The sequence below is a fragment of the Streptomyces sp. NPDC001222 genome (assembly GCF_042896945.1).
Lineage (GTDB): Bacteria > Actinomycetota > Actinomycetes > Streptomycetales > Streptomycetaceae > Streptomyces > Streptomyces gibsoniae.
This window is the reverse complement of the sequence record NZ_JBIAXT010000012.1, coordinates 86,826-111,570: the sequence shown is the minus strand read 5'-3', so window position 1 is coordinate 111,570 and position 24,745 is coordinate 86,826. Positions and strand designations below refer to the sequence as shown.

Annotated in this window: 22 protein-coding genes and 3 pseudogenes; 5 read left to right on the top strand and 20 right to left on the bottom strand. The window is 70.1% G+C overall.

The annotated features are described in order from the left end of the window. Positions 1-4 precede the first annotated feature (4 nt). The 12 genes from nuoL to ACFY2Z_RS18465 are packed head-to-tail and all read right to left on the bottom strand — an operon-like array spanning position 5 to position 12,775. Entirely contained in the window at positions 5-1,900 is a 1,896-nt protein-coding gene (gene nuoL / locus ACFY2Z_RS18520; RefSeq protein WP_390745207.1) for an NADH-quinone oxidoreductase subunit L, read from the bottom strand. 15 nt (positions 1,901-1,915) lie between these two features. After that, the gene (gene nuoK, locus ACFY2Z_RS18515) at positions 1,916-2,215 is read right to left on the bottom strand and encodes an NADH-quinone oxidoreductase subunit NuoK (protein ID WP_076093711.1); all 300 of its coding nucleotides are present in this window, start codon (positions 2,213-2,215) and stop codon (positions 1,916-1,918) included. Further along, the gene (locus tag ACFY2Z_RS18510) at positions 2,212-3,057 is read right to left on the bottom strand and encodes an NADH-quinone oxidoreductase subunit J (RefSeq protein ID WP_390745206.1); all 846 of its coding nucleotides are present in this window, start codon (positions 3,055-3,057) and stop codon (positions 2,212-2,214) included. The genes nuoK and ACFY2Z_RS18510 overlap by 4 nt, the downstream gene beginning before the upstream one ends. Further along, positions 3,054-3,665, bottom strand: a complete 612-nt coding sequence (gene nuoI, locus ACFY2Z_RS18505; protein ID WP_390745205.1) for an NADH-quinone oxidoreductase subunit NuoI — start codon at positions 3,663-3,665, stop codon at positions 3,054-3,056. Before nuoI ends, ACFY2Z_RS18510 begins: the two co-directional genes overlap by 4 nt. Further along, entirely contained in the window at positions 3,658-5,022 is a 1,365-nt protein-coding gene (gene nuoH, locus ACFY2Z_RS18500; RefSeq protein ID WP_390745204.1) for an NADH-quinone oxidoreductase subunit NuoH, read from the bottom strand. Before nuoH ends, nuoI begins: the two co-directional genes overlap by 8 nt. Then, positions 5,019-7,523, bottom strand: a complete 2,505-nt coding sequence (locus tag ACFY2Z_RS18495; protein WP_390745203.1) for an NADH-quinone oxidoreductase subunit G — start codon at positions 7,521-7,523, stop codon at positions 5,019-5,021. Before ACFY2Z_RS18495 ends, nuoH begins: the two co-directional genes overlap by 4 nt. Beyond that, the gene (gene nuoF, locus ACFY2Z_RS18490; protein WP_390745202.1) at positions 7,520-8,869 is read right to left on the bottom strand and encodes an NADH-quinone oxidoreductase subunit NuoF; all 1,350 of its coding nucleotides are present in this window, start codon (positions 8,867-8,869) and stop codon (positions 7,520-7,522) included. Before nuoF ends, ACFY2Z_RS18495 begins: the two co-directional genes overlap by 4 nt. 2 nt (positions 8,870-8,871) lie before the next feature. Further along, positions 8,872-9,744: an NADH-quinone oxidoreductase subunit NuoE gene (nuoE, locus tag ACFY2Z_RS18485; RefSeq protein WP_390745201.1), complete on the bottom strand. Its 873-nt coding sequence runs from the start codon at positions 9,742-9,744 to the stop codon at positions 8,872-8,874. Beyond that, the gene (locus ACFY2Z_RS18480; RefSeq protein ID WP_355908529.1) at positions 9,741-11,072 is read right to left on the bottom strand and encodes an NADH-quinone oxidoreductase subunit D; all 1,332 of its coding nucleotides are present in this window, start codon (positions 11,070-11,072) and stop codon (positions 9,741-9,743) included. The genes nuoE and ACFY2Z_RS18480 overlap by 4 nt, the downstream gene beginning before the upstream one ends. Continuing rightward, positions 11,069-11,851 carry an NADH-quinone oxidoreductase subunit C gene (locus tag ACFY2Z_RS18475; protein WP_390745200.1) on the bottom strand — a complete coding sequence of 261 codons (783 nt, stop codon included), beginning with the start codon at positions 11,849-11,851 and terminating at the stop codon, positions 11,069-11,071. The genes ACFY2Z_RS18480 and ACFY2Z_RS18475 overlap by 4 nt, the downstream gene beginning before the upstream one ends. Beyond that, positions 11,848-12,402 (bottom strand): NADH-quinone oxidoreductase subunit B family protein, encoded by a 555-nt coding sequence (locus ACFY2Z_RS18470; protein WP_023547484.1) that lies wholly within the window; start codon positions 12,400-12,402, stop codon positions 11,848-11,850. Before ACFY2Z_RS18470 ends, ACFY2Z_RS18475 begins: the two co-directional genes overlap by 4 nt. Before the next feature lie 13 nt (positions 12,403-12,415). Next, positions 12,416-12,775, bottom strand: a complete 360-nt coding sequence (locus ACFY2Z_RS18465) for an NADH-quinone oxidoreductase subunit A (RefSeq protein WP_003992243.1) — start codon at positions 12,773-12,775, stop codon at positions 12,416-12,418. Positions 12,776-13,559: 784 nt separating this feature from the next. Between ACFY2Z_RS18465 and ACFY2Z_RS18460 the strand changes: the two genes are divergently transcribed. Together ACFY2Z_RS18460 and ACFY2Z_RS18455 are read left to right on the top strand one after the other, a co-directional pair. Beyond that, entirely contained in the window at positions 13,560-14,363 is an 804-nt protein-coding gene (locus tag ACFY2Z_RS18460) for a C40 family peptidase (protein WP_390745199.1), read from the top strand. A gap of 231 nt (positions 14,364-14,594) precedes the next feature. Next, positions 14,595-14,813 (top strand): annotated as a pseudogene (locus ACFY2Z_RS18455) (peptide deformylase); the annotation flags it as partial. 287 nt (positions 14,814-15,100) lie between these two features. On the opposite strand, the gene ACFY2Z_RS18450 reads toward ACFY2Z_RS18455, so the two are convergent. Continuing rightward, entirely contained in the window at positions 15,101-16,435 is a 1,335-nt protein-coding gene (locus ACFY2Z_RS18450) for a geranylgeranyl reductase family protein (RefSeq protein WP_390745198.1), read from the bottom strand. 47 nt (positions 16,436-16,482) lie between these two features. Here ACFY2Z_RS18450 and ACFY2Z_RS18445 point away from each other — a divergent pair, with 47 nt between their 5' ends. Further along, on the top strand, positions 16,483-16,989 hold the full coding sequence (locus tag ACFY2Z_RS18445) for a GNAT family N-acetyltransferase (protein ID WP_390745197.1): 507 nt from the start codon (positions 16,483-16,485) through the stop codon (positions 16,987-16,989). A gap of 93 nt (positions 16,990-17,082) precedes the next feature. Continuing rightward, positions 17,083-17,421 (top strand): PASTA domain-containing protein, encoded by a 339-nt coding sequence (locus ACFY2Z_RS18440; protein ID WP_390745196.1) that lies wholly within the window; start codon positions 17,083-17,085, stop codon positions 17,419-17,421. A gap of 42 nt (positions 17,422-17,463) precedes the next feature. Here the strand turns inward: ACFY2Z_RS18440 and ACFY2Z_RS18435 are convergent, their stop codons facing one another. Both ACFY2Z_RS18435 and ACFY2Z_RS18430 read right to left on the bottom strand, forming a co-directional pair. Next, positions 17,464-18,159: a demethylmenaquinone methyltransferase gene (locus ACFY2Z_RS18435; RefSeq protein ID WP_390745195.1), complete on the bottom strand. Its 696-nt coding sequence runs from the start codon at positions 18,157-18,159 to the stop codon at positions 17,464-17,466. Positions 18,160-18,189: 30 nt separating this feature from the next. Beyond that, positions 18,190-18,870 (bottom strand): annotated as a pseudogene (locus tag ACFY2Z_RS18430) (acyltransferase family protein); the annotation flags it as partial. 15 nt (positions 18,871-18,885) lie between these two features. Between ACFY2Z_RS18430 and ACFY2Z_RS18425 the strand changes: the two are divergent. Further along, a pseudogene (locus ACFY2Z_RS18425) lies at positions 18,886-19,133 on the top strand (hydrolase); the annotation flags it as partial. A gap of 4 nt (positions 19,134-19,137) precedes the next feature. On the opposite strand, the gene ACFY2Z_RS18420 reads toward ACFY2Z_RS18425, so the two are convergent. The 5 genes from ACFY2Z_RS18420 to ACFY2Z_RS18400 form a co-directional block, all read right to left on the bottom strand. Further along, on the bottom strand, positions 19,138-19,779 hold the full coding sequence (locus ACFY2Z_RS18420) for a hypothetical protein (RefSeq protein ID WP_390745194.1): 642 nt from the start codon (positions 19,777-19,779) through the stop codon (positions 19,138-19,140). Positions 19,780-19,786: 7 nt separating this feature from the next. Further along, positions 19,787-21,001 carry a cyclic dehypoxanthinyl futalosine synthase gene (gene mqnC, locus ACFY2Z_RS18415; protein WP_390745193.1) on the bottom strand — a complete coding sequence of 405 codons (1,215 nt, stop codon included), beginning with the start codon at positions 20,999-21,001 and terminating at the stop codon, positions 19,787-19,789. Positions 21,002-21,071: 70 nt separating this feature from the next. Next, positions 21,072-21,803, bottom strand: coding sequence for a prepilin peptidase (locus ACFY2Z_RS18410; RefSeq protein WP_390745192.1), 732 nt, complete (start codon positions 21,801-21,803; stop codon positions 21,072-21,074). Between the two features lie 33 nt (positions 21,804-21,836). Further along, a complete protein-coding gene (locus ACFY2Z_RS18405) occupies positions 21,837-23,576 on the bottom strand; it encodes a protein kinase (protein ID WP_390745191.1) in 1,740 nt (579 codons plus the stop codon). Between the two features lie 60 nt (positions 23,577-23,636). After that, a complete protein-coding gene (locus ACFY2Z_RS18400) occupies positions 23,637-24,485 on the bottom strand; it encodes a menaquinone biosynthetic enzyme MqnA/MqnD family protein (RefSeq protein WP_390745190.1) in 849 nt (282 codons plus the stop codon). Positions 24,486-24,745: the final 260 nt, after the last annotated feature.

Genomic DNA, 24,745 nt, shown 5'->3' with positions numbered 1-24,745 from the left:
GCTATCAGACCGCCCTCATCAGCAGGGTCAGGGCGACGAGCACCGCCGCACCGCCGAACATCGAGACCGCGTACGAGCGCGCGTAGCCGTTCTGGAATCGGCGGAGCCTGCCGGACAGGCCGCCGACCGAGGCGGCCGTGCCGTTGACGACGCCGTCGACCAGGGTGTGGTCCACGTACACCAGGGAGCGGGTGAGGTGCTCTCCGCCGCGGACGAGGACGACATGGTTGAAGTCGTCCTGAAGCAGATCGCGCCGGGCGGCCCGGGTGAGCAGCGACCCGCGCGGGGCGACGGCCGGGACCGGACGGCGGCCGTACTGGACGTAGGCGATGCCGACGCCCACGAGCAGCAGCACGAGGGTGGCGGCGGTCACCGTCAGGGCGCTGACCGGCGAGTGGCCCTCCGAGTGTCCGGTTACGGGCTCCAGCCAGTGCAGGAAGCGGTCGCCGATGGAGAAGAGGCCACCCGCGAACACCGACCCGACGGCCAGCACGATCATCGGGATCGTCATGACCTTGGGCGACTCGTGCGGGTGCGGCTCGTTGCCGTGCTCGTCGGGCTGCCAGCGCTTCTCACCGAAGAAGGTCATGATCATCACGCGGGTCATGTAGTACGCCGTGATGGCCGCGCCCAGCAGGGCCGCGCCGCCGAGGATCCAGCCCTCGGAGCCGCCCTTGGCGAAGGCCGCCTCGATGATCTTGTCCTTGGAGAAGAAGCCGGACAGGCCCGGGAAGCCGATGATGGCGAGGTAGCCGAGGCCGAAGGTGACGAACGTGACCGGCATGTAGGTTCTGAGGCCGCCGTACCTGCGCATGTCGACCTCGTCGTTCATGCCGTGCATGACCGAGCCCGCACCGAGGAACAGCCCGGCCTTGAAGAAGCCGTGCGTCACCAGGTGCATGATCGCGAAGACATAGCCGACGGGGCCGAGGCCGGCGGCGAGCACCATGTAGCCGATCTGCGACATGGTCGACCCGGCCAGCGCCTTCTTGATGTCGTCCTTCGCGCAACCGACGATCGCACCGAAGAGGAGCGTGACGGCGCCGACCACGGTGACGACCAGTTGCGCGTCCGGCGCGGCGTTGAAGATCGCGCCGGAGCGGACGATCAGGTACACGCCCGCGGTCACCATGGTCGCGGCGTGGATCAGGGCCGAGACCGGGGTCGGGCCCTCCATCGCGTCGCCGAGCCAGGACTGCAGCGGCACCTGGGCGGACTTGCCGCAGGCGGCGAGCAGCAGCATCAGGCCGACGGCGGTGAGCTTGCCCTCGCTGGCCCCGTGCACGTCCGCGAAGACCGGCCCGAAGGCGAAGGTCCCGAACGTCGTGAACATCAGCATGATCGCGATCGACAGGCCCATGTCGCCGACGCGGTTGACGAGGAAGGCCTTCTTCGCCGCGGTCGCCGCGCTGGGCTTGTGCTGCCAGAAGCCGATCAGCAGATAGGAGGCGAGACCGACGCCCTCCCAGCCGACGTACAGCAGCAGGTAGTTGTCGGCGAGGACGAGCAGCAGCATCGCCGCGAGGAACAGGTTCAGATAGCCGAAGAAGCGGCGCCGGCGCTCGTCGTGCTCCATGTACCCGACCGAGTACAGATGGATGAGCGAGCCGACACCGGTGATCAGCAGGACGAACGTCATCGACAGCTGGTCGAGCCGGAAGGTGACGTCGGCCTGGAAGCCGGCCACCGGGATCCAGCTGAACAGATGCTGCGTCACGGTCCGGTGGTCGGCCGCCTTCCCCAGCATGTCGGCGAAGAGGAGGGCGCCGAACACGAAGGAGAGGGCGGCGAGCACCGTGCCGATCCAGTGGCCGACCGCGTCCAGCCTCCGGCCGCCGCACAGCAGGACGGCCGCTCCGAGCAGGGGCGCCGCGATCAGCAGCGCAATCAGGTTCTCCACGATTCTTCCGACCCCTTACAGCTTCATCAGGCTGGCGTCGTCGACCGAGGCCGAGTGGCGGGTACGGAACAGCGACACGATGATCGCGAGCCCGACCACGACCTCCGCGGCGGCGACGACCATCGTGAAGAAGGCGATGATCTGGCCGTCGAGATTGCCGTGCAGCCGGGAGAAGGTGACGAACGCGAGGTTGCAGGCGTTGAGCATCAGCTCGATGCACATGAACACCACGATCGCGTTCCGCCGGATCAGCACGCCGGTGGCGCCGATCGTGAACAACAGAGCGGCGAGATACAGGTAGTTGACCGGGTTCACTTCGACGCCTCCTCGGTCCTCTTGAGCGCCGGCCGCTCGTCCTCGTCCCGCTCCAGGCGCTCGGCGGTGCGCTGTTCCAGTGCCTTCAGATCGCCGATCGCCTCGTCGGACACGTCACGGATCTGTCCGCGCTCCCGGAGCGTCTTGTTGACGGTGAGCTCGGACGGGGTGCCGTCCGGGAGGAGGCCCGCGATGTCCACCGCGTTGTGCCGGGCGTAGACGCCGGGCGCCGGCAGCGGCGGAACGTGCTTGCCCTCCCGTACGCGCTGCTCGGACAGCTCGCGCTGGGTCCTGGCCCGCTCGGTGCGCTCGCGGTGGGTGAGGACCATGGCGCCGACCGCGGCCGTGATGAGCAGGGCGCCGGTGATCTCGAAGGCGAACACGTACTTGGTGAAGATGAGGGCCGCGAGGCCCTCCACGTTGCCGTTCGCGTTCGCCCTGCCCAGGCCGGCGAAGTCCTTCAGGGACGCGTTGGCGATGCCCGCGAGCAGCAGGACGCCGAAGCCGACCCCGCACAGAAGGGCCAGCCAGCGCTGGCCCTTGATGGTCTCCTTCAGGGAGTCCGCCGCGGTGACGCCGACCAGCATCACCACGAAGAGGAACAGCATCATGATCGCGCCGGTGTAGACGACGATCTGCACGACGCCCAGGAAGTACGCGCCGTTGGCGAGGTAGAACACCGCCAGGACGATCATGGTGCCGGCCAGGCAGAGGGCGCTGTGCACGGTCTTCTTCATGAAGACGGTGCACAGGGCGCCGATCACCGCGATCGTGCCGAGGACCCAGAACTGGAAGGCCTCACCGGTGGAGGTGGTGTAGGCGGCGGCGAGTTGCGCGCTCATGCGTCCGCCTCCTGTTCCTCAGGCTTTTCTCCCTTGGAGGTGGCGACCTGGCGCACCGTGCCCGGCGCGGCCTCCGTCACCAGGCCCCGGTAGTAGTCCTGCTCGTCCGTCCCCGGGTAGATGGCATGCGGGGTGTCGACCATGCCCTCTTCCAGGCCGGCGAGCAGCTGCTCCTTGGTGTAGATCAGGTTGGCGCGGCTGGAGTCCGCGAGCTCGAACTCGTTCGTCATCGTGAGCGCGCGCGTGGGGCACGCCTCGATACACAGGCCGCACAGGATGCAGCGGGCGTAGTTGATCTGGTACACCCGCCCGTACCGCTCGCCCGGGGAGTAGCGCTCCTCGTCCGTGTTGTCCGCGCCCTCCACGTAGATCGCGTCGGCGGGGCAGGCCCAGGCGCACAGCTCGCAGCCGACGCACTTCTCCAGGCCGTCCGGATGGCGGTTGAGCTGGTGCCGTCCGTGGAACCGCGGAGCCGTGGTCTTCTTCTGCTCCGGGTACTGCTCGGTCAGCCGCTTCTTGAACATGGCCCTGAAGGTCACGCCGAAGCCGGCGACGGGGTTCTGGAAGCCGGGCTTCGGCTGCCCGGCCTCCTTGGGCTCCTCAGCCATCGGACGCCTCCTTTCCATCCGTAGATCCGTCACTGACAGTGTCCGTCCCGCCACTGACAATCAGCTCCCGTTCCCGGCGCGAGCGGCGCCTGGGCACGGGCGGCAGCGTCTGTCCCGGCAGCGGAGGTACGGGGTAGCCGCCCGCCATCGGGTCGAAGGCGGCGGGCCCCGCCGCGGGTCGCTCGGGCTCCTTGGCCTTCTCGCGGAACATGTCGACGAGGAACGACAGCACCAGCAGCGTGAGGACACCGCCCGCGACATAGAGGGCGATGTCAGCGAATCCGTAGTGTTCGTTGCGCAGCGCCCGCACGGTCGCGACGAGCATCAGCCAGACCACGGAGACCGGGATGAGGACCTTCCAGCCGAGCTTCATCAGCTGGTCGTAGCGGACGCGCGGGAGCGTCCCGCGCAGCCAGATGAAGAAGAACAGCAGCAGCTGGACCTTGATGACGAACCAGAGCAGCGGCCACCAGCCGTGGTTGGCGCCCGCCCAGAAGCCGCTGATCGGCCACGGCGCCCGCCAGCCGCCCAGGAAGAGCGTGGTCGACACGGCCGAGACCGTCACCATGTTCACGTACTCGGCGAGCATGAACATCGCGAACTTGATCGACGAGTACTCGGTGTTGAAGCCGCCTACCAGGTCGCCCTCGGACTCCGGCATGTCGAAGGGGGCGCGGTTGGTCTCGCCGACCATCGTGACGATGTAGATGATGAACGAGACCGGCAGCAGCAGGATGAACCAGCGGTCGTGCTGCTGCTCGACGATCCTCGACGTCGACATCGACCCGGAGTAGAGGAACACGGAGGCGAAGGAGGCACCCATGGCGATCTCGTACGAGATCATCTGCGCGCAGGAGCGCAGACCGCCGAGCAGCGGATAGGTGGATCCGGAGCTCCAGCCGGCGAGGACGATGCCGTAGATGCCGACCGAGGCGACCGCGAGGATGTAGAGCATCGCGATCGGCAGGTCGGTGAGCTGCATCGCGGTCCGGTGACCGAAGATCGAGATCTCGTTGCCTGCGGGTCCGAAGGGGATCACCGCGATCGCCATGAAGGCCGGGACGGCCGCGACGATCGGCGCGAGGACGTAGACCACCTTGTCGGCGCGCTTGACGATGACGTCTTCCTTCAGCATCAGCTTCACGCCGTCGGCGAGCGACTGGAGCATGCCCCAGGGGCCGTGCCGGTTCGGGCCGATCCGCAGCTGCATCCAGGCGACGACCTTGCGCTCCCAGACGATGGAGAACAGCACGGTCACCATCAGGAAGGCGAAGCAGAAGACCGCCTTGATGACGACCAGCCACCAGGGGTCGCGGCCGAACATGGAGAGGTCTTCAGCGGCGAGGTACGGGCTCATGCCTCCACCTCCTTGGGGGCCTCGGCGGCGGGCGTCGCCGGGCCGATGCGGACGAGGTTGCCGGGCAGCGCACCGGTGTCGGAGGCGACGCCCCCACCGGTGGAGTTCAGCGGGAGCCAGACCACCCGGTCCGGCATCTCGGTGATCTGGAGCGGGAGTTCCGCGGTCCCTGCCGGGCCGCTCACCGCCAGCAGTTCACCGTCCTTGACGCCTGCCTCGGCGGCGGTGGCGGCCGACACCCGCGCGCGTGCCGCGTGGCGTGTGCCGGCGAGCGCCTCGTCACCGTCCTGGAGCCGTCCCCGGTCGAGCAGCAGCCGGTGACCGGCGAGCACCGCCTCTCCGGCAGCCGGACGGGGCAGTTGGCCCCCGATCTCCAGGGGGTTGGCGGCCCGCAGTCCGTCCCAGGGGCCGAGCCGGTCCAGCTCCGTCCGCACGGTCCGCAGATCGGGCAGCCCCAGATGGACGTCCATGGCGTCGGCGAGCATGTGGAGCACGCGCGCGTCGGTGGGCGCCAGGGACCGGGTCATCTGGTCGGGCTTGAGCGCCGCCTCGAAGAAGCGGGCCCGGCCCTCCCAGTTGAGGAAGGTGCCGGCCTTCTCGGCGACCGCCGCGACCGGCAGCACCACGTCGGCGTGTGCGGTGACCTCGCTGGGACGCTGTTCCAGCGACACCAGGAAGCCCACCGAGGAGAGCGCCTCACGCGCGCGTGCCGGACGGGGCAGGTCGGCGACCTCGACGCCGGCGACCAGCAGGGCCCGGAGTTCGCCGGTGACCGCGGCCTCGACGATCTGGTCCGTGTCCCGGCCGTAGCGCTGCGGAAGTTCGGCGACGCCCCAGGCGGCGGCGACCTCGTCCCGCGCGCGCGGGTCGGTGGCCGGGCGGCCGCCCGGGAGCAGCGTGGGCAGTGCGCCCACCTCGATCGCGCCCCGCTCCCCGGCCCGGCGCGGGATCCACACCAGCTGGGCGCCGGTGGCGGCCGCGGTCCGTACGGCGGCGGTGAGTGCGCCCGCCACGTCGGCGAGCCGCTCGCCGACGACGATCACCGCGCCCTCGGTGCGCAGGGCCTCGGCGGCCCGTACGCCGTCCTCCTCCAGGCCGACCCGGCCGGCCAGCGCGTCCAGCCACTCGGTCTCGGTGCCGGGTGCGGCGGGCAGCAGGACGCCGCCGGCCTTCTCCAGGCCCCGGGTGGCGTGCGTGGCGAGGGCGAACACCTGCTGGCCGTGGCCCCGCCAGGCCTTGCGCAGCCGCAGGAAGACGCCGGGCGCCTCCTCCTCGGCCTCGAACCCGACGAGCAGGACGGCGGGTGCCTTCTCCAGCGCGGTGTACGTGACGCCCGTGCCGTCGAGGTCACGGCCGCGTCCGGCGACCCGGGCGGCCAGGAAGTCGGCCTCCTCGCCGCTGTGCACACGCGCGCGGAAGTCGATGTCGTTGGTGTCGAGGGCCACGCGCGCGAACTTGCTGTACGCGTAGGCGTCCTCGACGGTGAGCCGTCCGCCGGTCAGCACACCGGCCCGGCCCCGCGCGGCGAGCAGGCCCTCGGCGGCGGCCTGCAGCGCCTGGGGCCAGGAGGCGGGCTCCAGCTCACCGGACTCGCCCCGCACCAGCGGGGTGGTCAGCCGGTCGGTCAGCTGCGCGTAGCGGAACGCGAAGCGTCCCTTGTCGCAGATCCACTCCTCGTTGACCTCGGGGTCGTCGGCCGCGAGGCGGCGCATGACCTTGCCGCGCCGGTGGTCGGTGCGGGTCGCGCAGCCGCCGGAGCAGTGCTCGCACACCGAAGGCGACGACACGAGGTCGAAGGGGCGCGAGCGGAAGCGGTACGCCGCCGAGGTGAGGGCGCCGACCGGGCAGATCTGGATGGTGTTCCCGGAGAAGTAGGACTCGAAGGGGTCGCCCTCGCCGGTGCCGACCTGCTGGAGCGCGCCCCGTTCCAGCAGCTCGATCATCGGATCGCCCGCGATCTGGTTCGAGAACCGGGTGCAGCGGGCGCACAGCACGCACCGCTCGCGGTCGAGCAGCACCTGTGTGGAGATCGCGACAGGCTTCTCGTAGGTGCGCTTCCTGCCCTCGAAGCGGGACTCGGCGTTGCCGTGCGACATGGCCTGGTTCTGCAGCGGGCACTCGCCGCCCTTGTCGCAGACGGGGCAGTCCAGCGGGTGGTTGATGAGCAGGAGCTCCATCACACCCTTCTGGGCCTTCTCCGCGACGGGCGAGGTGAGATGAGTCTTCACGACCATCCCGTCCGTACAGGTGATCGTGCAGGACGCCATGGGCTTGCGCTGGCCCTCGACCTCGACGATGCACTGGCGGCAGGCGCCGGCCGGGTCCAGAAGGGGGTGGTCGCAGAAGCGAGGGATCTCGATGCCGAGCTGCTCGGCGGCCCGGATGACCAGGGTGCCCTTGGGCACGCTGATCTCGATGCCGTCGATCGTCAGCGTGACGAGGTCCTCCGGCGGGACCGCCGCCTGCCCCCCTGAAGAGGGAGCGCCGGTGGTCACAGTCATGCGGTCACCTCCGCGGGCTTGTCCGCCCAGGCTGTGGACTTGGCCGGGTCGAAGGGGCAGCCCCGGCCCGTGATGTGCTCCTCGTACTCCTCGCGGAAGTACTGGAGGGAGGAGAAGATCGGCGAGGCGGCGCCGTCGCCGAGGGCGCAGAAGGACTTGCCGTTGATGTTGTCGGCGATGTCGGCGAGCTTGTCGAGATCGGCCATGGTGCCCTTGCCCGCCTCGATGTCCCGCAGCAGCTGCACGAGCCAGTACGTGCCCTCGCGGCAGGGTGTGCACTTGCCGCAGGACTCATGGGCGTAGAACTCGGTCCAGCGGGTGACGGCCCGCACCACGCACGTCGTCTCGTCGAAGCACTGCAGGGCCTTGGTGCCGAGCATGGAACCGGCGGCGCCCACGCCCTCGTAGTCCAGCGGGACGTCGAGGTGCTCGTCGGTGAACATCGGTGTCGAGGAGCCGCCGGGCGTCCAGAACTTCAGCCGGTGGCCGGGCCGCATCCCGCCGCTCATGTCGAGCAGCTGACGGAGCGTGATGCCGAGCGGGGCCTCGTACTGGCCGGGGCTCGTGACGTGGCCGCTGAGCGAGTAGAGCGTGAAGCCCGGGGACTTCTCGCTGCCCATCGACCGGAACCATTCCTTGCCCCGGTGGAGGATCGCGGGAACCGACGCGATCGACTCGACGTTGTTCACAACAGTCGGGCACGCATACAGGCCCGCGACGGCAGGGAAGGGGGGACGAAGCCGCGGTTGACCACGGCGGCCTTCGAGCGAGTCGAGCAGTGCGGTCTCCTCACCACAGATGTACGCGCCCGCGCCCGCGTGCACGGTGAGTTCGAGGTCGAGTCCGCTGCCGAGGATGTTCTCGCCGAGGTAGCCCGCCGCGTACGCCTCGCGTACGGCGGAGTGCAACCGCCGCAGTACGGGGACGACCTCACCCCGCAGATAGATGAAGGCATGCGACGACCTGATGGCGTAACAGGCGATGACGATGCCCTCGATGAGGCTGTGCGGGTTCGCGAAGAGGAGCGGGATGTCCTTGCAGGTCCCGGGCTCCGACTCGTCGGCGTTGACAACTAGATAGTGAGGCTTGCCGTCACCCTGGGGAATGAACTGCCACTTCATTCCCGTCGGGAATCCCGCGCCGCCCCGGCCGCGCAGCCCGGAGTCCTTGACATACGCGATCACGTCGTCGGGCGACATCGCGAGCGCCTTGCGGAGCCCCTCGTACCCCTCGTGCCGCTGGTAGACGTCCAGCGTCCAGGACTTCTCCTCGTCCCAGAAGGCCGACAGCACGGGTGCCAGCAGCTTCTCAGGGCTGGTCTCGTTGATCTGGGGTGCCAACGTCATCACTACCCCTCCTCGTCGGCGGGCCCAGCGGGGTGGGCAGGGTCGGAGGCCGATGTGTCCTGCGGCGCGTCGTGCGAACTGAGGTGTTCGGCCGGTGACGGCTCGTGCACCGCCGTGCCCTCCGGCGGCTCGTCGTGCGGCCCGCCGTCCCGCGGGTGCACCACGCGCGCCGCGCCGGTCTCCCCCTTGGCCAGCCGCAGCCCGACCAGGGAGGCCGGGCCCGCGCTGCCGGTCGCCTCGACAGCCCCGTCCCGCTCGTCGGGGAAGCCGGCCAGCATCCGCGCGGTCTCCTTGAAGGTGCACATGGGGGCACCGCGGGTGGGGTCGACCTGCCGGCCCGCCCGCAGGTCGTCGACCAGGCGCTTGGCGCTCTCGGGGGTCTGGTTGTCGAAGAACTCCCAGTTGACCATCACCACCGGCGCGAAGTCGCAGGCCGCGTTGCACTCGATGTGCTCCAGGGTCACCTTGCCGTCGGCGGTCGTCCCGCCGTTGCCGACGCCCAGGTGCTCCTGCAGGGCGGAGAAGATCGCGTCGCCGCCCATCACGGCACACAGGGTGTTGGTGCAGACGCCCACCTGGTAGTCACCGGACGGACCCCGCCGGTACATGGTGTAGAAGGTGGCGACCGCGGAGACCTCGGCCGTGGTCAGGCCGAGCGTGTCCGCACAGAAGCGCATCCCGGTGCGGGTGACGTGTCCCTCCTCCGACTGCACGAGATGCAGCAACGGCAGGAGGGCGGAGCGCGAGTCCGGGTAGCGGTCGACGATCTCGCGCGCGTCCCGCTCCAGGCGCGCTCGGACGTCGTCCGGGTATGCGGGCGCGGGCAGCTCGGGCATGCCCAGACTGACGCCGCGCTCCGAGGAACTGGTGGTCACCGGTCGACGCCTCCCATCACGGGGTCGATGGACGCGACGGCGACGATCACGTCGGCGACCTGGCCGCCCTCGCACATCGCCGCCATGGCCTGCAGGTTGGTGAAGGACGGGTCGCGGAAGTGGACCCGGTAGGGGCGGGTGCCACCGTCGGACACGACGTGCACACCGAGTTCGCCCTTGGGCGACTCGACCGCCGCGTACGCCTGTCCCGGCGGGACGCGGAAGCCCTCGGTCACCAGCTTGAAGTGGTGGATCAGGGCCTCCATGGAGGTGCCCATGATCTTCTTGATGTGATCGAGGGAGTTGCCGAGTCCGTCCGGTCCCAGGGCGAGCTGGGCGGGCCAGGCGATCTTCTTGTCCGCGACCATGACCGGGCCGGGCTGCAGCCGGTCCAGACACTGCTCGATGATCCCGAGCGACTGGCGCATCTCCTCCAGGCGGACGAGGAAGCGGCCGTAGGCGTCGCAGGTGTCGGCGGTCGGGACGTCGAAGTCGTAGGTCTCGTAGCCGCAGTAGGGCTGCGCCTTGCGCAGGTCGTGCGGCAGGCCGGCGGAGCGCAGGATCGGGCCGGTGGCACCGAGGGCCATGCAGCCGGCCAGGTCCAGATAGCCGACGTCCTGCATACGGGCCTTGAAGATGGGGTTCCCGGTGGCGAGCTTGTCGTACTCCGGGAGGTTCTTCTTCATCTTCTTCACGAACTCGCGGATCTGGTCCACGGCGCCCGGCGGCAGGTCCTGGGCGAGTCCGCCGGGGCGGACGTAGGCGTGGTTCATCCGCAGACCCGTGATCAGCTCGTAGATGTCGAGGATCATCTCCCGGTCGCGGAAGCCGTAGATCATGATGGTGGTCGCGCCGAGTTCCATGCCTCCGGTGGCGATGCACACCAGGTGGGAGGACATCCGGTTCAGCTCCATCAGGAGCACGCGCAGGATCGTGGCGCGGTCCGGGATCTGGTCCTCGATGCCGAGGAGCTTCTCCACCGCGAGGCAGTACGCCGTCTCGTTGAAGAACGGCGTCAGATAGTCCATGCGCGTCACGAACGTCGTGCCCTGGGTCCACGTGCGGTACTCGAGGTTCTTCTCGATACCGGTGTGGAGATAGCCGATGCCGCAGCGGGCCTCGGTGACGGTCTCGCCGTCGATCTCCAGGATGAGCCTCAGCACCCCGTGCGTGGACGGGTGCTGGGGACCCATGTTGACGATGAGGCGTTCGTCGTCGGCGCGGGTGGCGGACTGGACGACCTCGTCCCAGTCGCCGCCGGTGACCGTGTAGACGGTGCCCTCGGTCGTCTCGCGCGAGGAGGCGGAGGACGGAGTCTGCGTGCTCATGAGTACGACCTCCGCTGGTCCGGAGCCGGGATCTGGGCGCCCTTGTACTCGACGGGGATGCCGCCGAGGGGATAGTCCTTGCGCTGCGGGAAGCCCTGCCAGTCGTCGGGCATCATGATCCGCGTCAGCGCCGGGTGGCCGTCGAAGATCAGGCCGAAGAAGTCGTACGTCTCGCGCTCGTGCCAGTCGTTCGTGGGATAGACGGGGACGAGCGACGGGATGTGCGGGTCGGCGTCGGGGGCGCTGACCTCCAGGCGGATCAACCGGTTGTGGGTGATCGACCGCAGGTGGTAGACGGCGTGCAGTTCCCGGCCCTTGTCGCCGGGGTAGTGCACCCCGCTGACGCCGGTGCACAGTTCGAAGCGGAGCGCCGGGTCGTCGCGGAGGGTCTGGGCGACGGCGACGAGGTACTCGCGTTCGATGTGGAAGGTCAGCTCGCCACGGTCGACGACGGTCTTCTCGACGGCGTTCTCGGGGACGAGTCCCTGTTCCTCCAGGGCGCCCTCCAGTTCGTCGGCCACCTCGTCGAACCAGCCGCCGTAGGGGCGGGTGGCGGCGCCGGGGAGCCGGACGGAGCGGACCAGGCCGCCGTAGCCGGAGGTGTCGCCGCCGTTGTTGGCGCCGAACATGCCGCGCTGGACGCGGATCTCCTCGCCGTGGTCGCCGCGCCTGCCCGGGAGGTTGGCGGCGCCGAGGTCCTTCTCGGGGTTGACGCCGTTGCCGTTCGCCGCAGCGCCGTTGCGGGGCGTGTCCGCGCCGTTGCTCTTCGCGTCGCTCATCGCAGCAGCCCCTTCATCTCGATCGTCGGGAGGGCCTTGAGGGCCGCTTCCTCCGCCTCACGGGCCGCCTCCTCGGCGTTCACGCCGAGCTTCGAGGTCTGGATCTTGTGATGGAGCTTGAGGATCGCGTCCATCAGCATCTCCGGCCGCGGCGGACAGCCCGGCAGATAGATGTCGACGGGGACGATGTGGTCGACGCCCTGCACGATCGCGTAGTTGTTGAACATGCCCCCCGAGGAGGCGCAGACCCCCATGGAGATCACCCACTTGGGGTTCGGCATCTGGTCGTAGACCTGCCGCAGGACCGGCGCCATCTTCTGGCTGACCCGGCCGGCGACGATCATCAGGTCCGCCTGCCGGGGCGAGCCGCGGAAGACCTCCATGCCGAAGCGCGCCAGGTCGTAGCGGCCGGCGCCGGTGGTCATCATCTCGATGGCACAGCAGGCGAGGCCGAACGTGGCGGGGAAGACCGACGCCTTGCGCACCCAGCCCGCGGCCTGCTCGACGGTCGTCAGGAGGAAACCGCTCGGCAGCTTTTCTTCGAGTCCCATGACTAAAGGCCCCTCAGTCCCATTCCAGGCCGCCGCGCCGCCATACGTACGCGTACGCGACGAAGACGGTGAGCACGAAGAGCAGCATCTCCACGAGCCCGAAAATCCCCAGGGCGTCGAAGGTGACGGCCCAGGGGTAGAGGAAGACGATCTCGATGTCGAAGACGATGAAGAGCATCGCCGTCAGGTAGTACTTGATGGGGAAGCGCCCGCCGCCGGCCGGCGTGGGGGTCGGCTCGATGCCGCACTCATAGGCCTCGAGCTTGGCGCGGTTGTACCGCTTCGGACCGATCAGCGTGGCCATGACCACGGAGAAGATCGCAAAGCCTGCCCCGAGGGCTCCCAGTACGAGGATGGGCGCATACGCGTTCACCGCTCCTCGCTCCTCTCAGTCGGCACTGACTGGCGGTTGCACGGGGCTCACACCGGCCTCATCGGCCCCACGAGCCCCGCCAGCCCCGGCGAAGATCGCGGACATGTGAAGCAGGTCACAAGCCCAACTGCCCCGCATCTTATGCCCGGCGGTATGTGATCTGCGACACGGGGGTCACCACGTACTTTGTGATCTCCACCACCTGGCGAAGGATCATGAAGTCGGATGAGCGGTGACCTTCATACGCGAAGCAGTCAAGTGATCACCAAGAGGTGACATTTTCGCTCGTCTTCGCTGGTCGACGGCGTCTTGCAATATCAAAGACCATCCGCTCCAGGCAAATTCGCGCCGGACCGGATCGCTTGATAAAGGAGCGCGTTCACACCCGGGAGTGAGGGGCGGGGAGGAATGTGGACGCGTGCACACGTTCACAAGCGTGGCCGGATGTGATCAAGCGTGAAGGACGCGCACCGATGGCGAACGAGACATGTCCTTCGTGCGCGAGACGCCACCTTGCCGGAGACCGTTCCGTGACCTGTGCCACATCTGTATGAGATCGAAATAAAGGGGGCTTGGCCATGGGGCGTGACCGGTGATAAGCACAGCGCAATCCGGACGTAACGAAGAAAACCCATGATCACAGGCTTGATCACTGGTGTCCGCAATGCCCGTTACGGCGTCAATAAAGAGTGACACGCCCGGGGTTTCAGGGCCCGATTGAACAACTGTGGCGCACCACACGTTTCTTGAAGGTATGGAGGAGCCCCTGATACCCGTTGGACTCATGTCCCACACCGCTCACATACGCAGCCACCGGAAGCCCCGCAACCGCAGCTCGTCGACGATCGCGATGCGGACCGGAGTTGCGGGTGGCGTCCTCGGCACGCTGGCCGTCGCCGGCGCGTCGGCCTCGGCGAACGCCGCCGAGCCGGTGACGCAGACCCTTGAACTGCCCACCCTGACCGCCGACATGGCCACGCAGGTCGCGCAGTCCGCGGAAGCCACCCAGCAGGCCGCCGCCAACTACCAGCTTCAGGCCGAGCGCGACGCAGCCGCTGCAAATGCCGCAAAGCAGGCCAAGGCGGACCTCGCGGAGGCCAAGAAGAAGGAAGCGGAGGCTCAGCGGAAGGCCGAGGCCGAGCGCAAGACGGCAGCCGCCGCCTCGCGCAGTGCCGACCGGACCGTCCTGGCCGCCACGTCCGACGCCACCTCGACCGGCACGTCCACGGCCACCGGGTCCGTCGCCGCGGTCGTCGCCTTCGTCAAGGCGCAGATCGGCGACTCGTACGTCATGGGCAGCACCGGCCCGAACTCGTGGGACTGCTCGGGCCTCGTGCAGACCGCGTTCAAGCAGATCGGCGTCAGCCTGCCGCGCGTGTCGCAGGACCAGTCGACCTCCGGTACCCAGGTCTCGCTGAGCAACCTGCAGCCGGGCGACATCCTCTACTGGGGCGGCGCGGGCAGCGCGTACCACGTGGCGGTGTACGTCGGCGACGGCATGTTCGTCGGCGCGCAGAACCCCTCCAGCGGTGTCGTGGAGAAGCCGCTGTCGTACGACCCGCCGACCGGCGCGGTTCGGGTGCTCTGACCCGCACCACGACCCGTACGGGCGCATGACGCGCACGCGCGTCACCGGCGTCATGGGCTGAGGGCCGCCGCTGCCACCGGGCACGGCGGCCCTCAGGGCTGCCCTGACGAGCCCGCCGGGGGTACGGCCGACATCTCCGCTCGGGACCGCCCCGGCGGGCCCACAACGCCCACGACGCCCGCGAGCGCCGCTCGTTGCCGGGGCGGAATTCACCCCAAAGGGAACACCCGCGTGACGACGGCGACGGGACGAGCCCCCGGCGCTGCCGTTACTGCTGTGCACAGCGATTGGCAATCGCTGCGGGAGCTGCCCCGCCCCGACCGGGCCGTCGTCCGCGGCCGGGACGTGGACGGCACGCCGCTCGTCGTCGAGGGCATCGGCCGCTTCGCCCGCTTGCTCCCCCACGAGACGGACCGTCTGGGCGGTCACGTCCGTCCGGACCGCCTCTCGAAGCGCGACCGGAGGGACGTGCTCCGGCAGATGACGGAGCGGCACGAGGTGGTGTTCGCACCGCGCGCGGGCAGGGTGGCCGAGCTGGGCCCCGTAGGAGCACCCAAGTCCTTTGGGACCGGGGACCGGGCCCGGGGGCGACTGCTCAGCCCTCACGCCCCGCCGAGGCCGCTCACCGCCCCCGGGGGCGGGCTCCGGCGCCCCCGGGAGCACTCACGCCCGTACACAGGCGCTTCACGCCCCCGCGCGCGCCACGCCCCCGTGCCCCCGACGAATCCCCCGAAGGGCTACGCCTTCGGGGCCACCTTGGACAGGCCGTTGATGACGCGGTCCATCGCGTCGCCGCCCGTCGGGTCCGTCAGGTTGGCCAGGAGCTTCAGCGTGAACTTCATCAGCATCGGGTGCGTCAGGCCCCGCTGGGCCGCGATCTTCATGACCTTCGGGTTGCCGATCAGCTTCACGAAGGCACGCCCCAGCGTGTAGTAGCCGCCGTAGGTGTCCTTGAGGATCTTCGGGTAGTTGTGCAGGGCCAGTTCGCGCTGGGCGGGGGTCGCGCGGGCCATGGCCTGGACGATGACGTCCGCGGCGATCTGGCCGGACTCCATGGCGTACGCGATGCCCTCGCCGTTGAACGGGTTCACCAGGCCCCCCGCGTCACCGACGAGCAGCAGGCCCTTGGTGTAGTGCGGCTGGCGGTTGAAGGCCATGGGCAGGGCGGCACCGCGGATCGGGCCGGTCATGTTCTCGGGGGTGTAGCCCCAGTCCTCGGGCATCGAGGCGCACCACGCCTTGAGCACCTCGCGCCAGTCCAGCTCCTTGAAGGAGTCGGAGGTGTTCAGGACGCCCAGGCCGACGTTGCTCGTGCCGTCGCCCATGCCGAAGATCCAGCCGTAGCCCGGGAGCAGCCGCTCCTGGCCGCCGCGCCGGTCCCACAGTTCCAGCCAGGACTCCAGATAGTCGTCCTCGTGGCGCGGAGAGGTGAAGTACGTGCGGACCGCGACGCCCATCGGCCGGTCCTCGCGGCGGTGCAGTCCCATCGCCAGGGAGAGCCGGGTGGAGTTGCCGTCCGCGGCGACGACGAGCGGCGCGTGGAACGTGACCTCGCGCTTCTCCTCGCCCAGTTTGGCGGTGACGCCGGTGATCCGGCCGGTGCGGTCGTCGACGACCGGCCCGCTGACGTTGCAGCGCTCGTACAGGCGCGCCCCCGCCTTCTGGGCCTGCCGGGCCAGTTGCTCGTCGAAGTCGTCGCGCTTGCGGACGAGTCCGTAGTTCGGGAATGAGGCGAGATCCGGCCAGTCGAGCTGGAGGCGGGAACCGCCGCCGATGATCCTCAGGCCCTTGTTGCGCAGCCAGCCGGCTTCCTCGGAGATGTCGACGCCCATCGCCACGAGCTGCTTGACGGCGCGCGGGGTGAGGCCGTCGCCGCAGACCTTCTCCCTCGGGAACTCGGTCTTCTCCAGCAGGAGGACCTCGAGCCCGGCCCTGGCCAGGTGGTACGCGGTCGTGGAGCCGGCTGGCCCCGCGCCCACGACGATCACATCGGCGGTGTTGTCGGAGAGGGGCTCGGTCACGGCGGGATCTCCCCAGGGTTCGAAATCTGCGTGCTGACGGGCACTGGACATGGGCAGTCTATTCAGCAGAATTGATCACCCGGCTGAAGGGCTGCCCCGTGAACCGAGCTCTCCCCGTAGTACGGTTGCGCGTTCCCACCGACGAGGACGCCTTGGCCTGGCACCGGGTCTTCGACGACCCGGATGTGATGGAGTTCCACGGCGGCCGTTCCGCCGAGCTGTCCGTCTACGAGGAACTCACCGCCCGGCAGCGTCGGCACGACGCCGAGCGCGGCTTCTGTCTGTGGACCGTGCTCGACGAATCCGGTCAGGTCCTCGGCTTCACCGGTGCCCAGCCGTGGCCGCAGGAGTGGGGGCCGCAGGGCGAGATCGAGATCGGCTGGCGGCTCGGGCGGGAGCACTGGGGCAAGGGGTATGTCACGGCGGCCGCGCGGATGACCCTGGAGCGGGTCCGCACGGCGGGAGTGGGCGGCGTGGTGGCCCTGGTCAACGCCCGGAACGCCAGGTCGATCGCGGTCACCCGGCGGCTCGGCATGAGCCTCGCCGAGGTCCTCACGACGCCGGTGTCGAAGCAGGAAGCACACTGCTACCGACTGGCGTTGTGACGTAGCGTAGCCAACTGCTACAGAAAGAAACGCAGCGCTTCCGGGTGGCGCCCTCGGCCGGTTACCCTGCCAGTACCGCTGGGGGTGACATCTGTGCCTATAACACCCAAAACACCCGAAGTTCGAGTGCCGCGCCTGGTCGGACTGATGGCGATGGACGCACGCGAGACCGCCGCGCAGCAGGGCGTGGCCCTCGCCGCACCCGACCGGCCGGACTTCCACCGCACCGTCGTCGACTACGTCGTACGCCAATATCCCCTGCCCGGCGCCGAGGTCCCGCGCGGCGCCGTGGTCACCGTGTGGTTCGACCTCGGTGAGGGCGAGGGCGGCGGAGGCGCCGGGGTCCGCGAGCCACGGCTGCCCATCCCGCCGCCGGGCGGACTGCGCCGCGAACTCGACGAACCGGGAGACACCTTCGAACTGCTCAGGTGAGCCGCCCGGCCCCGGCGCGCCGTCCGGCGCCGTCGGCTTGCGTCAGCTGTCCTTGAACCCGCGGTGCAGCGCGACGATGCCGCCCGTCAGATTGCGCCACGCCACCTTCGACCAGCCCGCCTTGCGCAGCCGCTCGGCGAGGGCCGGCTGGTCGGGCCAGGCGCGGATGGACTCGGCGAGGTAGACGTACGCGTCCGGGTTGGAGGACACCGCGCGGGCCACCGGCGGGAGCGCCCGCATCAGGTACTCGGTGTAGACCGTGCGGAAGGGCGTCCACGTGGGATGCGAGAACTCGCAGATCACGACGCGCCCGCCCGGCCTGGTCACCCGGTACAGCTCGCGCAGCGCCGCGTCGGTGTCGTGCACGTTGCGCAGCCCGAAGGAGATCGTCACGGCGTCGAAGACATCGTCCCGGAAGGGCAGCCGCGTGGCGTCGCCCGCCGTGAACGGCATCCAGGGGTGCCGCTTCTTGCCGACCTGGAGCATCCCGAGCGAGAAGTCGCAGGGCACCACATAGGCCCCCGCGCGCGTGAACGGCAGCGACGAGGTCGCCGTGCCCGCCGCCAGGTCCAGGACCTTCTGCGCGGGACGCGCGTCGACCGCCCTCGCGACCTCCTTGCGCCACACCCGGTCCTGGCCGAGCGACAGCAGGTCGTTCGTCAGGTCGTACCGTTCCGCCACGTCGTCGAACATCGAGGCGACTTCGTGCGGCTGCTTGTCCAGGGATGCGCGGGTCACGGTTCCATTGTGGCAGTACGGGGTACGGCGTCACGGCAGCAGCCTCGGCTTCTTCCGCGCGGCCATGTCCTCGACCCATCCCACGAGGGGGATCGCGGCCCAGATCAGCACCCAGCCGACGGCGTACATGAACCACTGGCTGTCCAGCGGCAGCCACTTCTCGAACGCGGGCACGTCCCAGAACCGGTCGATCAGCAGCACGGCGAGGACGAGCGCGATCTCGTGCCAGAGGTAGATCGTCACCGCCCGCGCGTTGAAGACCGTCACCACCCGGTCGGTCCGCCGGAGGCGGGCCGGCCACGCGAGGTCGATACGGAAGTACGCCTTGGCGTACATGAGCAGCGTCACATAGCCGGCGGACCAGAACGTCTGGGCGAGTGGGATGTCGTCCAGGTCGTAACCGCCCGTCTCCTGCTGGTGGGTGAGGGCGTACCAGCCGCCGTACGCGATCGCCGCGAGGGACAGCACGACCACCGGGAGCGGCCTGAGCCGCCCCAGCACGCCCTCGCGGTGGGCGAAGCCGAGCAGCCAGCAGAAGAGGAAGGTGGCGAAGTCGTACAGCCCGCTGCCGAAGCGGTCGTCCGGGGGCGCCCACAGATACTGGAACACCACGATCGGGGCGAGCGAGGCGAGCAGGACCAGGATCGGGGCCGCCCGGAAGACCCTGAGCAGGACCGGGGAGAGCAGGACGAACCAGGGGTACCTCCGCAGCCCGAGGCCCTGGGCGCGTGGCAGGGCCTGGCTCTGACCTCGATGATCGGCGTCAACGACGTCTCCGGAGAGACGTTCACGCTCTCCGACGCGGCCCGGCTGCGGTCGTTCGCCGAGCAGAGGGACCTGGCGTGGCTGTCGATGTGGTCGACGTTCCGCGACCGGAGCTGCCGGACGGCGGCTCCGCCGAGGGCGACGCGGCCACGAACTGCAGTGGCGCCAAGCAGGCCTCGGGAGCCTTCGGACAGGCCTTCGCGGGGTGAACCGTCAGCGGCGCCGGTGTACGAGCCGCCCGGCGACGACCGTCGCCACACACGTCGCGGCCCCGCGCTCGGTGAGGGCGGCCTCGTCGGGGACGTCGAAGACGGCGAACGTCGCGTCAGCGCCGGGGACCGGCAAGGGCGTCGCGAGCGCCTCCGCCAGGCTCCGCCCTGCCAGCGGGTCGAGAGCGGGCGGCCCCTCGGGATCCCCGGACCGCTCCCTGAGCTTCAGCCCCGCTCGGTACACGGCGTCCACCACGGCGGGCCTCGTCAGGGCTCCGGCCACGGCGACCGTGCCGTGCGCCAGCATCCGCTGCACTCCGCGCCGAGCGCTCGCGCCCCGGCGGGTGTCGCTCAGCGCCGGCTCCGCGAGGGCCTCGCCCACGATCGGCTGGGTGCCCAGTTCGTCGGCCTCGCGGGGATCCGGATGGTAGGCCTGCTCCAGCAGTTCGGGCCCGTACGGGTTCAGCAGACCCGGGGTCAGGAGCCCCGGCCAGCGTCGGACCCGGGCGGTCGGGTGTGCCGCCGCCAGTTCCTCGTAGGGGCCGACGGCCGCGCACGCCCGGCCGTCGACGAGCACCGCCCCGTCGGGCAGGGCGGGCCGCCGGTCCCCGGTGACCAGGAGACCGGCGGTGTGGATCGTCAGCACGCGCGCCCTAGTTGGAGGCGAGCAGCTTCAGCTCGGGGTGGGCCGTGCCGCCCTCGATCGCCGTCGACGAGATGTGGGACGCGACCCGCTCGTCGACCGGGTCGTTCGCCGGGTCGTCGTGGACGACGAGGTGCTCGTACGTCGTCGAGCGCTGTGCCGGGACCCGGCCCGCCTTCCGGATCAGGTCGATGATCTCCTGGCGGTTGGAGCGGTGCTTGGCACCGGCCGAGGAGACGACGTTCTCCTCCAGCATGATCGAGCCGAGGTCGTCCGCGCCGTAGTGCAGCGACAGCTGGCCGATCTCCTTGCCGGTGGTCAGCCACGACCCCTGGATGTGGCGGACGTTGTCCAGGAAGAGGCGGGCGATCGCGATCATCCGCAGGTACTCGAAGATGGTGGCCTGGGTCCGGCCCTTCAGGTGGTTGTTCTCGGGCTGGTAGGTGTACGGGATGAAGGCCCGGAAACCGCCCGTGCGGTCCTGTACCTCACGGATCATCCGCAGATGCTCGATGCGCTCGGCGTTGGTCTCGCCGGTGCCCATGAGCATGGTGGACGTGGACTCCACGCCGAGGTTGTGCGCGGCCTCCATGATCTCCAGCCAGCGTTCGCCGCTCTCCTTCAGGGGCGCGATCGCCTTGCGGGGCCGCTCGGGCAGAAGTTCGGCGCCGGCGCCGGCGAAGGAGTCGAGCCCGGCGGTGTGGATGCGCGTGATGGCCTCTTCCACCGAGACGCCCGAGATCCGTGCCATGTGCTCGACCTCGGACGCCCCCAGGCTGTGGATGACCAGCTGGGGGAAGGCCTCCTTGATGGCACGGAAGTGCTTCTCGTAGTACTCGACGCCGTAGTCCGGGTGGTGGCCGCCCTGGAACATGATCTGGGTGCCGCCGAGTTCGACGGTCTCCGCGCACCGGCGCAGGATGTCGTCGAGGTCGCGGGTCCAGCCCTTGGCGGTGTCCTTCGGGGCCGCGTAGAAGGCGCAGAACTTGCACGCCGTCACGCAGACGTTCGTGTAGTTGATGTTGCGCTCGATGATGTACGTCGCGATGTGCTCGACACCTGCGTACTTGCGGCGGCGTACGGCGTCGGCGGCGGCGCCCAGCGCGTGCAGCGGGGCGTCCCGGTACAGGACGAGCGCCTCTTCGGGGGTGATCCGCCCACCGGCTGCGGCACGGTCGAGGACGGCTGTGACATCAATGGGCGTGAGGTCGGCCTTCTCGGTCACCGGGCGTCCCTTTCGTAAGGGTTGTGGACAGACCGGACCAGCCTACGCCAGGGGTTTCACCGCGCCGACGTCAGGCTGCACCCGCGCCGGTCAGCAGCCCCACCAGGGCGCCGGCGATGAGGAACGGCCCGAAGGGGATCGCGGTCCGCCGCCCGGCGCGGCGCGCCAGCACGAGCGCGAGTCCGTACAGCCCGCCGAGGAGGAATCCGGTGAAGGTGCCGAGGACCACGGCCGACCAGCCGTACCAGCCGAGCACCGCGCCGAGCCCGAGGGCGAGTTTGACGTCGCCGAAGCCCATGCCCTTCGGGTTGACGAGGAAGAGCACGTAGTACGCGCCACCGAGGACGAGGGCGCCGAACAGCGCGGTGCGCCAGTGCCCTGCGTGCCCCGGCAGGGCCGCGGCCGCGGCGAGCAGGACCAGGGCGGCGGCCGCGAGCGGCAGGGTGAGCACGTCCGGCAGCCGCTGCACCCGGAAGTCCACGATCGTCAGCAGAACGCCGACGGGGGCGAGCAGCAGCCAGACGGCCAGCTCGGGGCGGGTGCCGGTGGCCAGGGCGAGGGCGGCGCACACCAGGGTGGTGGCCACGCACACCAGGGCGGTCCCGGGGCCGTACGCCTGCCCGTCGGGACACCGGGCCCGGCCGAGCCACCCGTCGATCGGGTGCCCCTCGGGACACCGGTCCCGCCATGGCTGTTCGGGCTCGACGCAGAGCCGGTACGCGGCCCGGGGCACCAACAGCCCGGCGCCCGCGCCCCACACCGCGGCCCCGAGGGCCACCCAGAGGTCCAGATCCACGGGCACAGGGTAAGAGCTCCGAGTGGCCCCGGAGGAGGGCTACTTGACCTTTTGCAAGAGTGCTGTCGGGTTCCCGGCGTCCGCGTTGTCCGTCTCGTACCTGAGGTCCGAGCCGGTGGGGGTCAGCTGGACCTCGTGACTTCCGGTCGTGCACTGAGACGGGTTGGACTCCTCGGCGACGCTCGTGGCGACGAGCTGCCCGGCCGTGGCCCGCTTCAGGATCAGCACGTCGTCGCACACGCCGCCGATCTGGTCGGTGGACCGGAAGGTGCCGATCCGCCCGCCGGCGGCCGCCTGGCCGATGGTCAACCGGAACCGGCCCGCGGGCAGCGCGCCACCGAGCGCGAGGGCGTCGCCCTCCCAGGTGCCGAGATAGAAGGCGGGCACAGCGGCGTTCCCGCTCGCCGGGGCGGACGCACTGCTCGTCGCCGACGGGGACCTGGGGGCTCCGCCGGCGGTGTTGTCGCCGGAACCGCCGCCGTCGAACAGCCGGAAGACGAAGTGCGAACCGAGCGTCGCCACGGCCAGCGCCCCGGCGACCGCCAGCGCGACCGTGCAGCTCACGCGGCGGCCACGACCGCCGGGAGTGGGGGCGGAGGTCGCGGCGACGCTCACGGAGAGCTTTCCGGGGCCCCCGGGAACGGTCACGACGTCCTGGGGCTGCGCCTCGGGGCGCGGGGAGGGAGGGGAGTCCATGGCGGGCGGAGGACCGAAGACCCCGGCGGGCAGCGGGACTTCGTGCGCCGGAGCGGGACGGCGCGCGGAGGCGGCGCCCGCGTCCGTGCCCGCGCTCGCGTCCGTAGGCGTCCCGGGCGAGTCGTTCACCGACGCCTCGGTGAATCCCACCGGCCCCGAGGGGGGTGTCCGCGCCGGATGTGCCCCCGAGGCCTCCAGGTTCAGCAGCTGTACGGCCTGACGGCTGACCTGTTCCACCAGCGGGCCGGGCAGCCAGCCGCCGCTCACCAGGCGGGACGCGCCCTCCGGGGCGAGGCACCGGGCCACGTCCTCCGGTGCGGGGCGTGCCGCCGGGTCCTTGGCCAGGCAGCCGGCCACCAGCTCCCGCACCTCACCGTCCAGGGCGCCGAGCTCCGGTTCCTCGTGGACGACCTTGTACAGCAGTGCCGCCGAGGAGTCGCCGGGGAACGGGGGCTCTCCGGTCGCCGCGTACGCCAGCACCGCGCCCAGGGAGAAGACGTCCGCCGCGCCGGTGACGCCCTTGCCGAGGATCTGCTCCGGGGACATGTAGCCGGGCGAACCGACGGAGACACCCGTGGAGGTCAGCGACGCCGTGCCGTCCGTGGCCCGCGCGATGCCGAAGTCGATCAGGAGCGGACCGTCGAGGGTGAGCAGGACGTTGGACGGCTTCACGTCCCGGTGCACCAGGCCCAGTCCGTGCACCGCCGCCAGCGCCTCCGCGAGACCCGCGCCCAGCGCCCGTACGGAATGCGGGGGCAGCGCGCCGCCGTCCGTCACCGCGGCGGTCAGGGACGGCCCCGCCGCGTACCCGGTCGCGACCCAGGGCACCGGCGCCTCGGGGTCCGCGTCCAGCACGGGCGCGGTCCAGGCGCCGCCGACCCGCCGCGCGGCCTCCACCTCACGGCGGAAGCGGGCGCGGAACTCCTCGTCCAGCGCGAAGTGCGGATGCACGATCTTGACCGCGACCGTGCGTCCGCCCGCGCTGCGCCCGAGGTAGACCCGGCCCATCCCGCCCGAGCCGAGTCTGCCGAGCAGCCGGTAGGGCCCCATCGTGATGGGTGCACCGGACTCCAGTGGCTCCATGGCGCCACTCCTCCCCCGTACGACTGCCCAGCAGGGTAGTGCCGCCCCTGGGGGCCTCTGCTAGGAGCCCAGGAGCTCCACCTTCACGTCCGCGGGGAAGCCCGTGGTCGGCCCGACCCGCCGCGCGAACTCGGTGACCGCCTCCAACTGCGGGGCGCCGAAGCGGAAGTCGAGCGTCGTGAAGTACTTCTCCAGCACGGTCGCGTCGAAGACCTCCCAGCGGGCCGCCTGCTCGGCGACCTTGGCGACCTCCTCCAGGGACACGTCACGCGAGGCCAGGAACTCCTTGTGCACGCGGTGGGTGACCTCCGGCTCGCGCTCCAGGTAGTCCCGGCGGGCGGCCCACACCGCGAAGACGAACGGCAGGCCCGTCCACTCCTTCCACAGCGTGCCGAGGTCGTGCACGGCGAGGCCGTAGCGAGGGCCCTCGTGGAGGTTGGCGCGCAGGGCGGCGTCGCCGATGAGGACCGCGGCCTGCGCGTCCTGCATCATCAGGCTGAGGTCGGGCGGGCACGTGTAGTAGTCCGGCGTCACCCCGTACCGCTCGGAGAGCAGCAGCTGGGCGAGGCGCACCGAGGTCCGGGAGGTGGAGCCGAGGGCGACACGGGCGCCGTCGAGCTGCTCCAGCGGGACCTGGGAGACGATCACGCAGGACATCACAGGGCCGTCGCAGCCGACCGCGATGTCGGGCAGGGCCACCAGGTCGTCGGCGTTCTTGAGGAACTCGACGAGGGTGATCGGGCCGATGTCGAGATCGCCCCGCACCAGCTGCTCGCTGAGCTTCTCGGGGGTGTCCTTGGTCAGCTCCATGTCCAGGAGCGTTCCGGTTCTCGCGAGCCCCCAGTACAGGGGCAGGCAGTTCAGGAACTGGATGTGGCCGACGCGCGGCCTGGTGCGAGAATTGTCCACATCGCGAGACTAGACCCCGTGCGGTACGGTGCTGGCTTCCGGGTCCAGAAGTCACCTTGCATACCTTCCGGACCACTGGTGTCAACCCCTACGTCCACCATGCGACACTGTGTCGTCAGTTCAGCTCACACCCGTTCAAACATTCGGGTGAAGTGATCTTGGCCTCTATTGCTTTCGGCTGCCCGCGTGCTAGGCTCGCCGCAAGTTGCAGTTTGGTTTCCTTGCAGTACAGAGCCTGCGGAGCATGTGACCGCGGGCTC

Bases quoted from the DNA above. Each gene is read 5' to 3' on its own strand.
- ACFY2Z_RS18510 (WP_390745206.1), bottom strand. From the start codon at position 3,057: ATGAGCGCGCAACTCGCCGCCGCCTACACCACCTCCACCGGTGAGGCC.
- nuoI (WP_390745205.1), bottom strand. From the start codon at position 3,665: ATGGCTGAGGAGCCCAAGGAGGCCGGGCAGCCGAAGCCCGGCTTCCAG.
- nuoH (WP_390745204.1), bottom strand. From the start codon at position 5,022: ATGAGCCCGTACCTCGCCGCTGAAGACCTCTCCATGTTCGGCCGCGAC.
- ACFY2Z_RS18495 (WP_390745203.1), bottom strand. From the start codon at position 7,523: ATGACTGTGACCACCGGCGCTCCCTCTTCAGGGGGGCAGGCGGCGGTC.
- nuoF (WP_390745202.1), bottom strand. From the start codon at position 8,869: ATGACGTTGGCACCCCAGATCAACGAGACCAGCCCTGAGAAGCTGCTG.
- ACFY2Z_RS18480 (WP_355908529.1), bottom strand. From the start codon at position 11,072: ATGAGCACGCAGACTCCGTCCTCCGCCTCCTCGCGCGAGACGACCGAG.
- ACFY2Z_RS18475 (WP_390745200.1), bottom strand. From the start codon at position 11,851: ATGAGCGACGCGAAGAGCAACGGCGCGGACACGCCCCGCAACGGCGCT.
- ACFY2Z_RS18470 (WP_023547484.1), bottom strand. From the start codon at position 12,402: ATGGGACTCGAAGAAAAGCTGCCGAGCGGTTTCCTCCTGACGACCGTC.
- ACFY2Z_RS18460 (WP_390745199.1), top strand. From the start codon at position 13,560: ATGTCCCACACCGCTCACATACGCAGCCACCGGAAGCCCCGCAACCGC.
- ACFY2Z_RS18450 (WP_390745198.1), bottom strand. From the start codon at position 16,435: ATGTCCAGTGCCCGTCAGCACGCAGATTTCGAACCCTGGGGAGATCCC.
- ACFY2Z_RS18405 (WP_390745191.1), bottom strand. From the start codon at position 23,576: ATGGAGCCACTGGAGTCCGGTGCACCCATCACGATGGGGCCCTACCGG.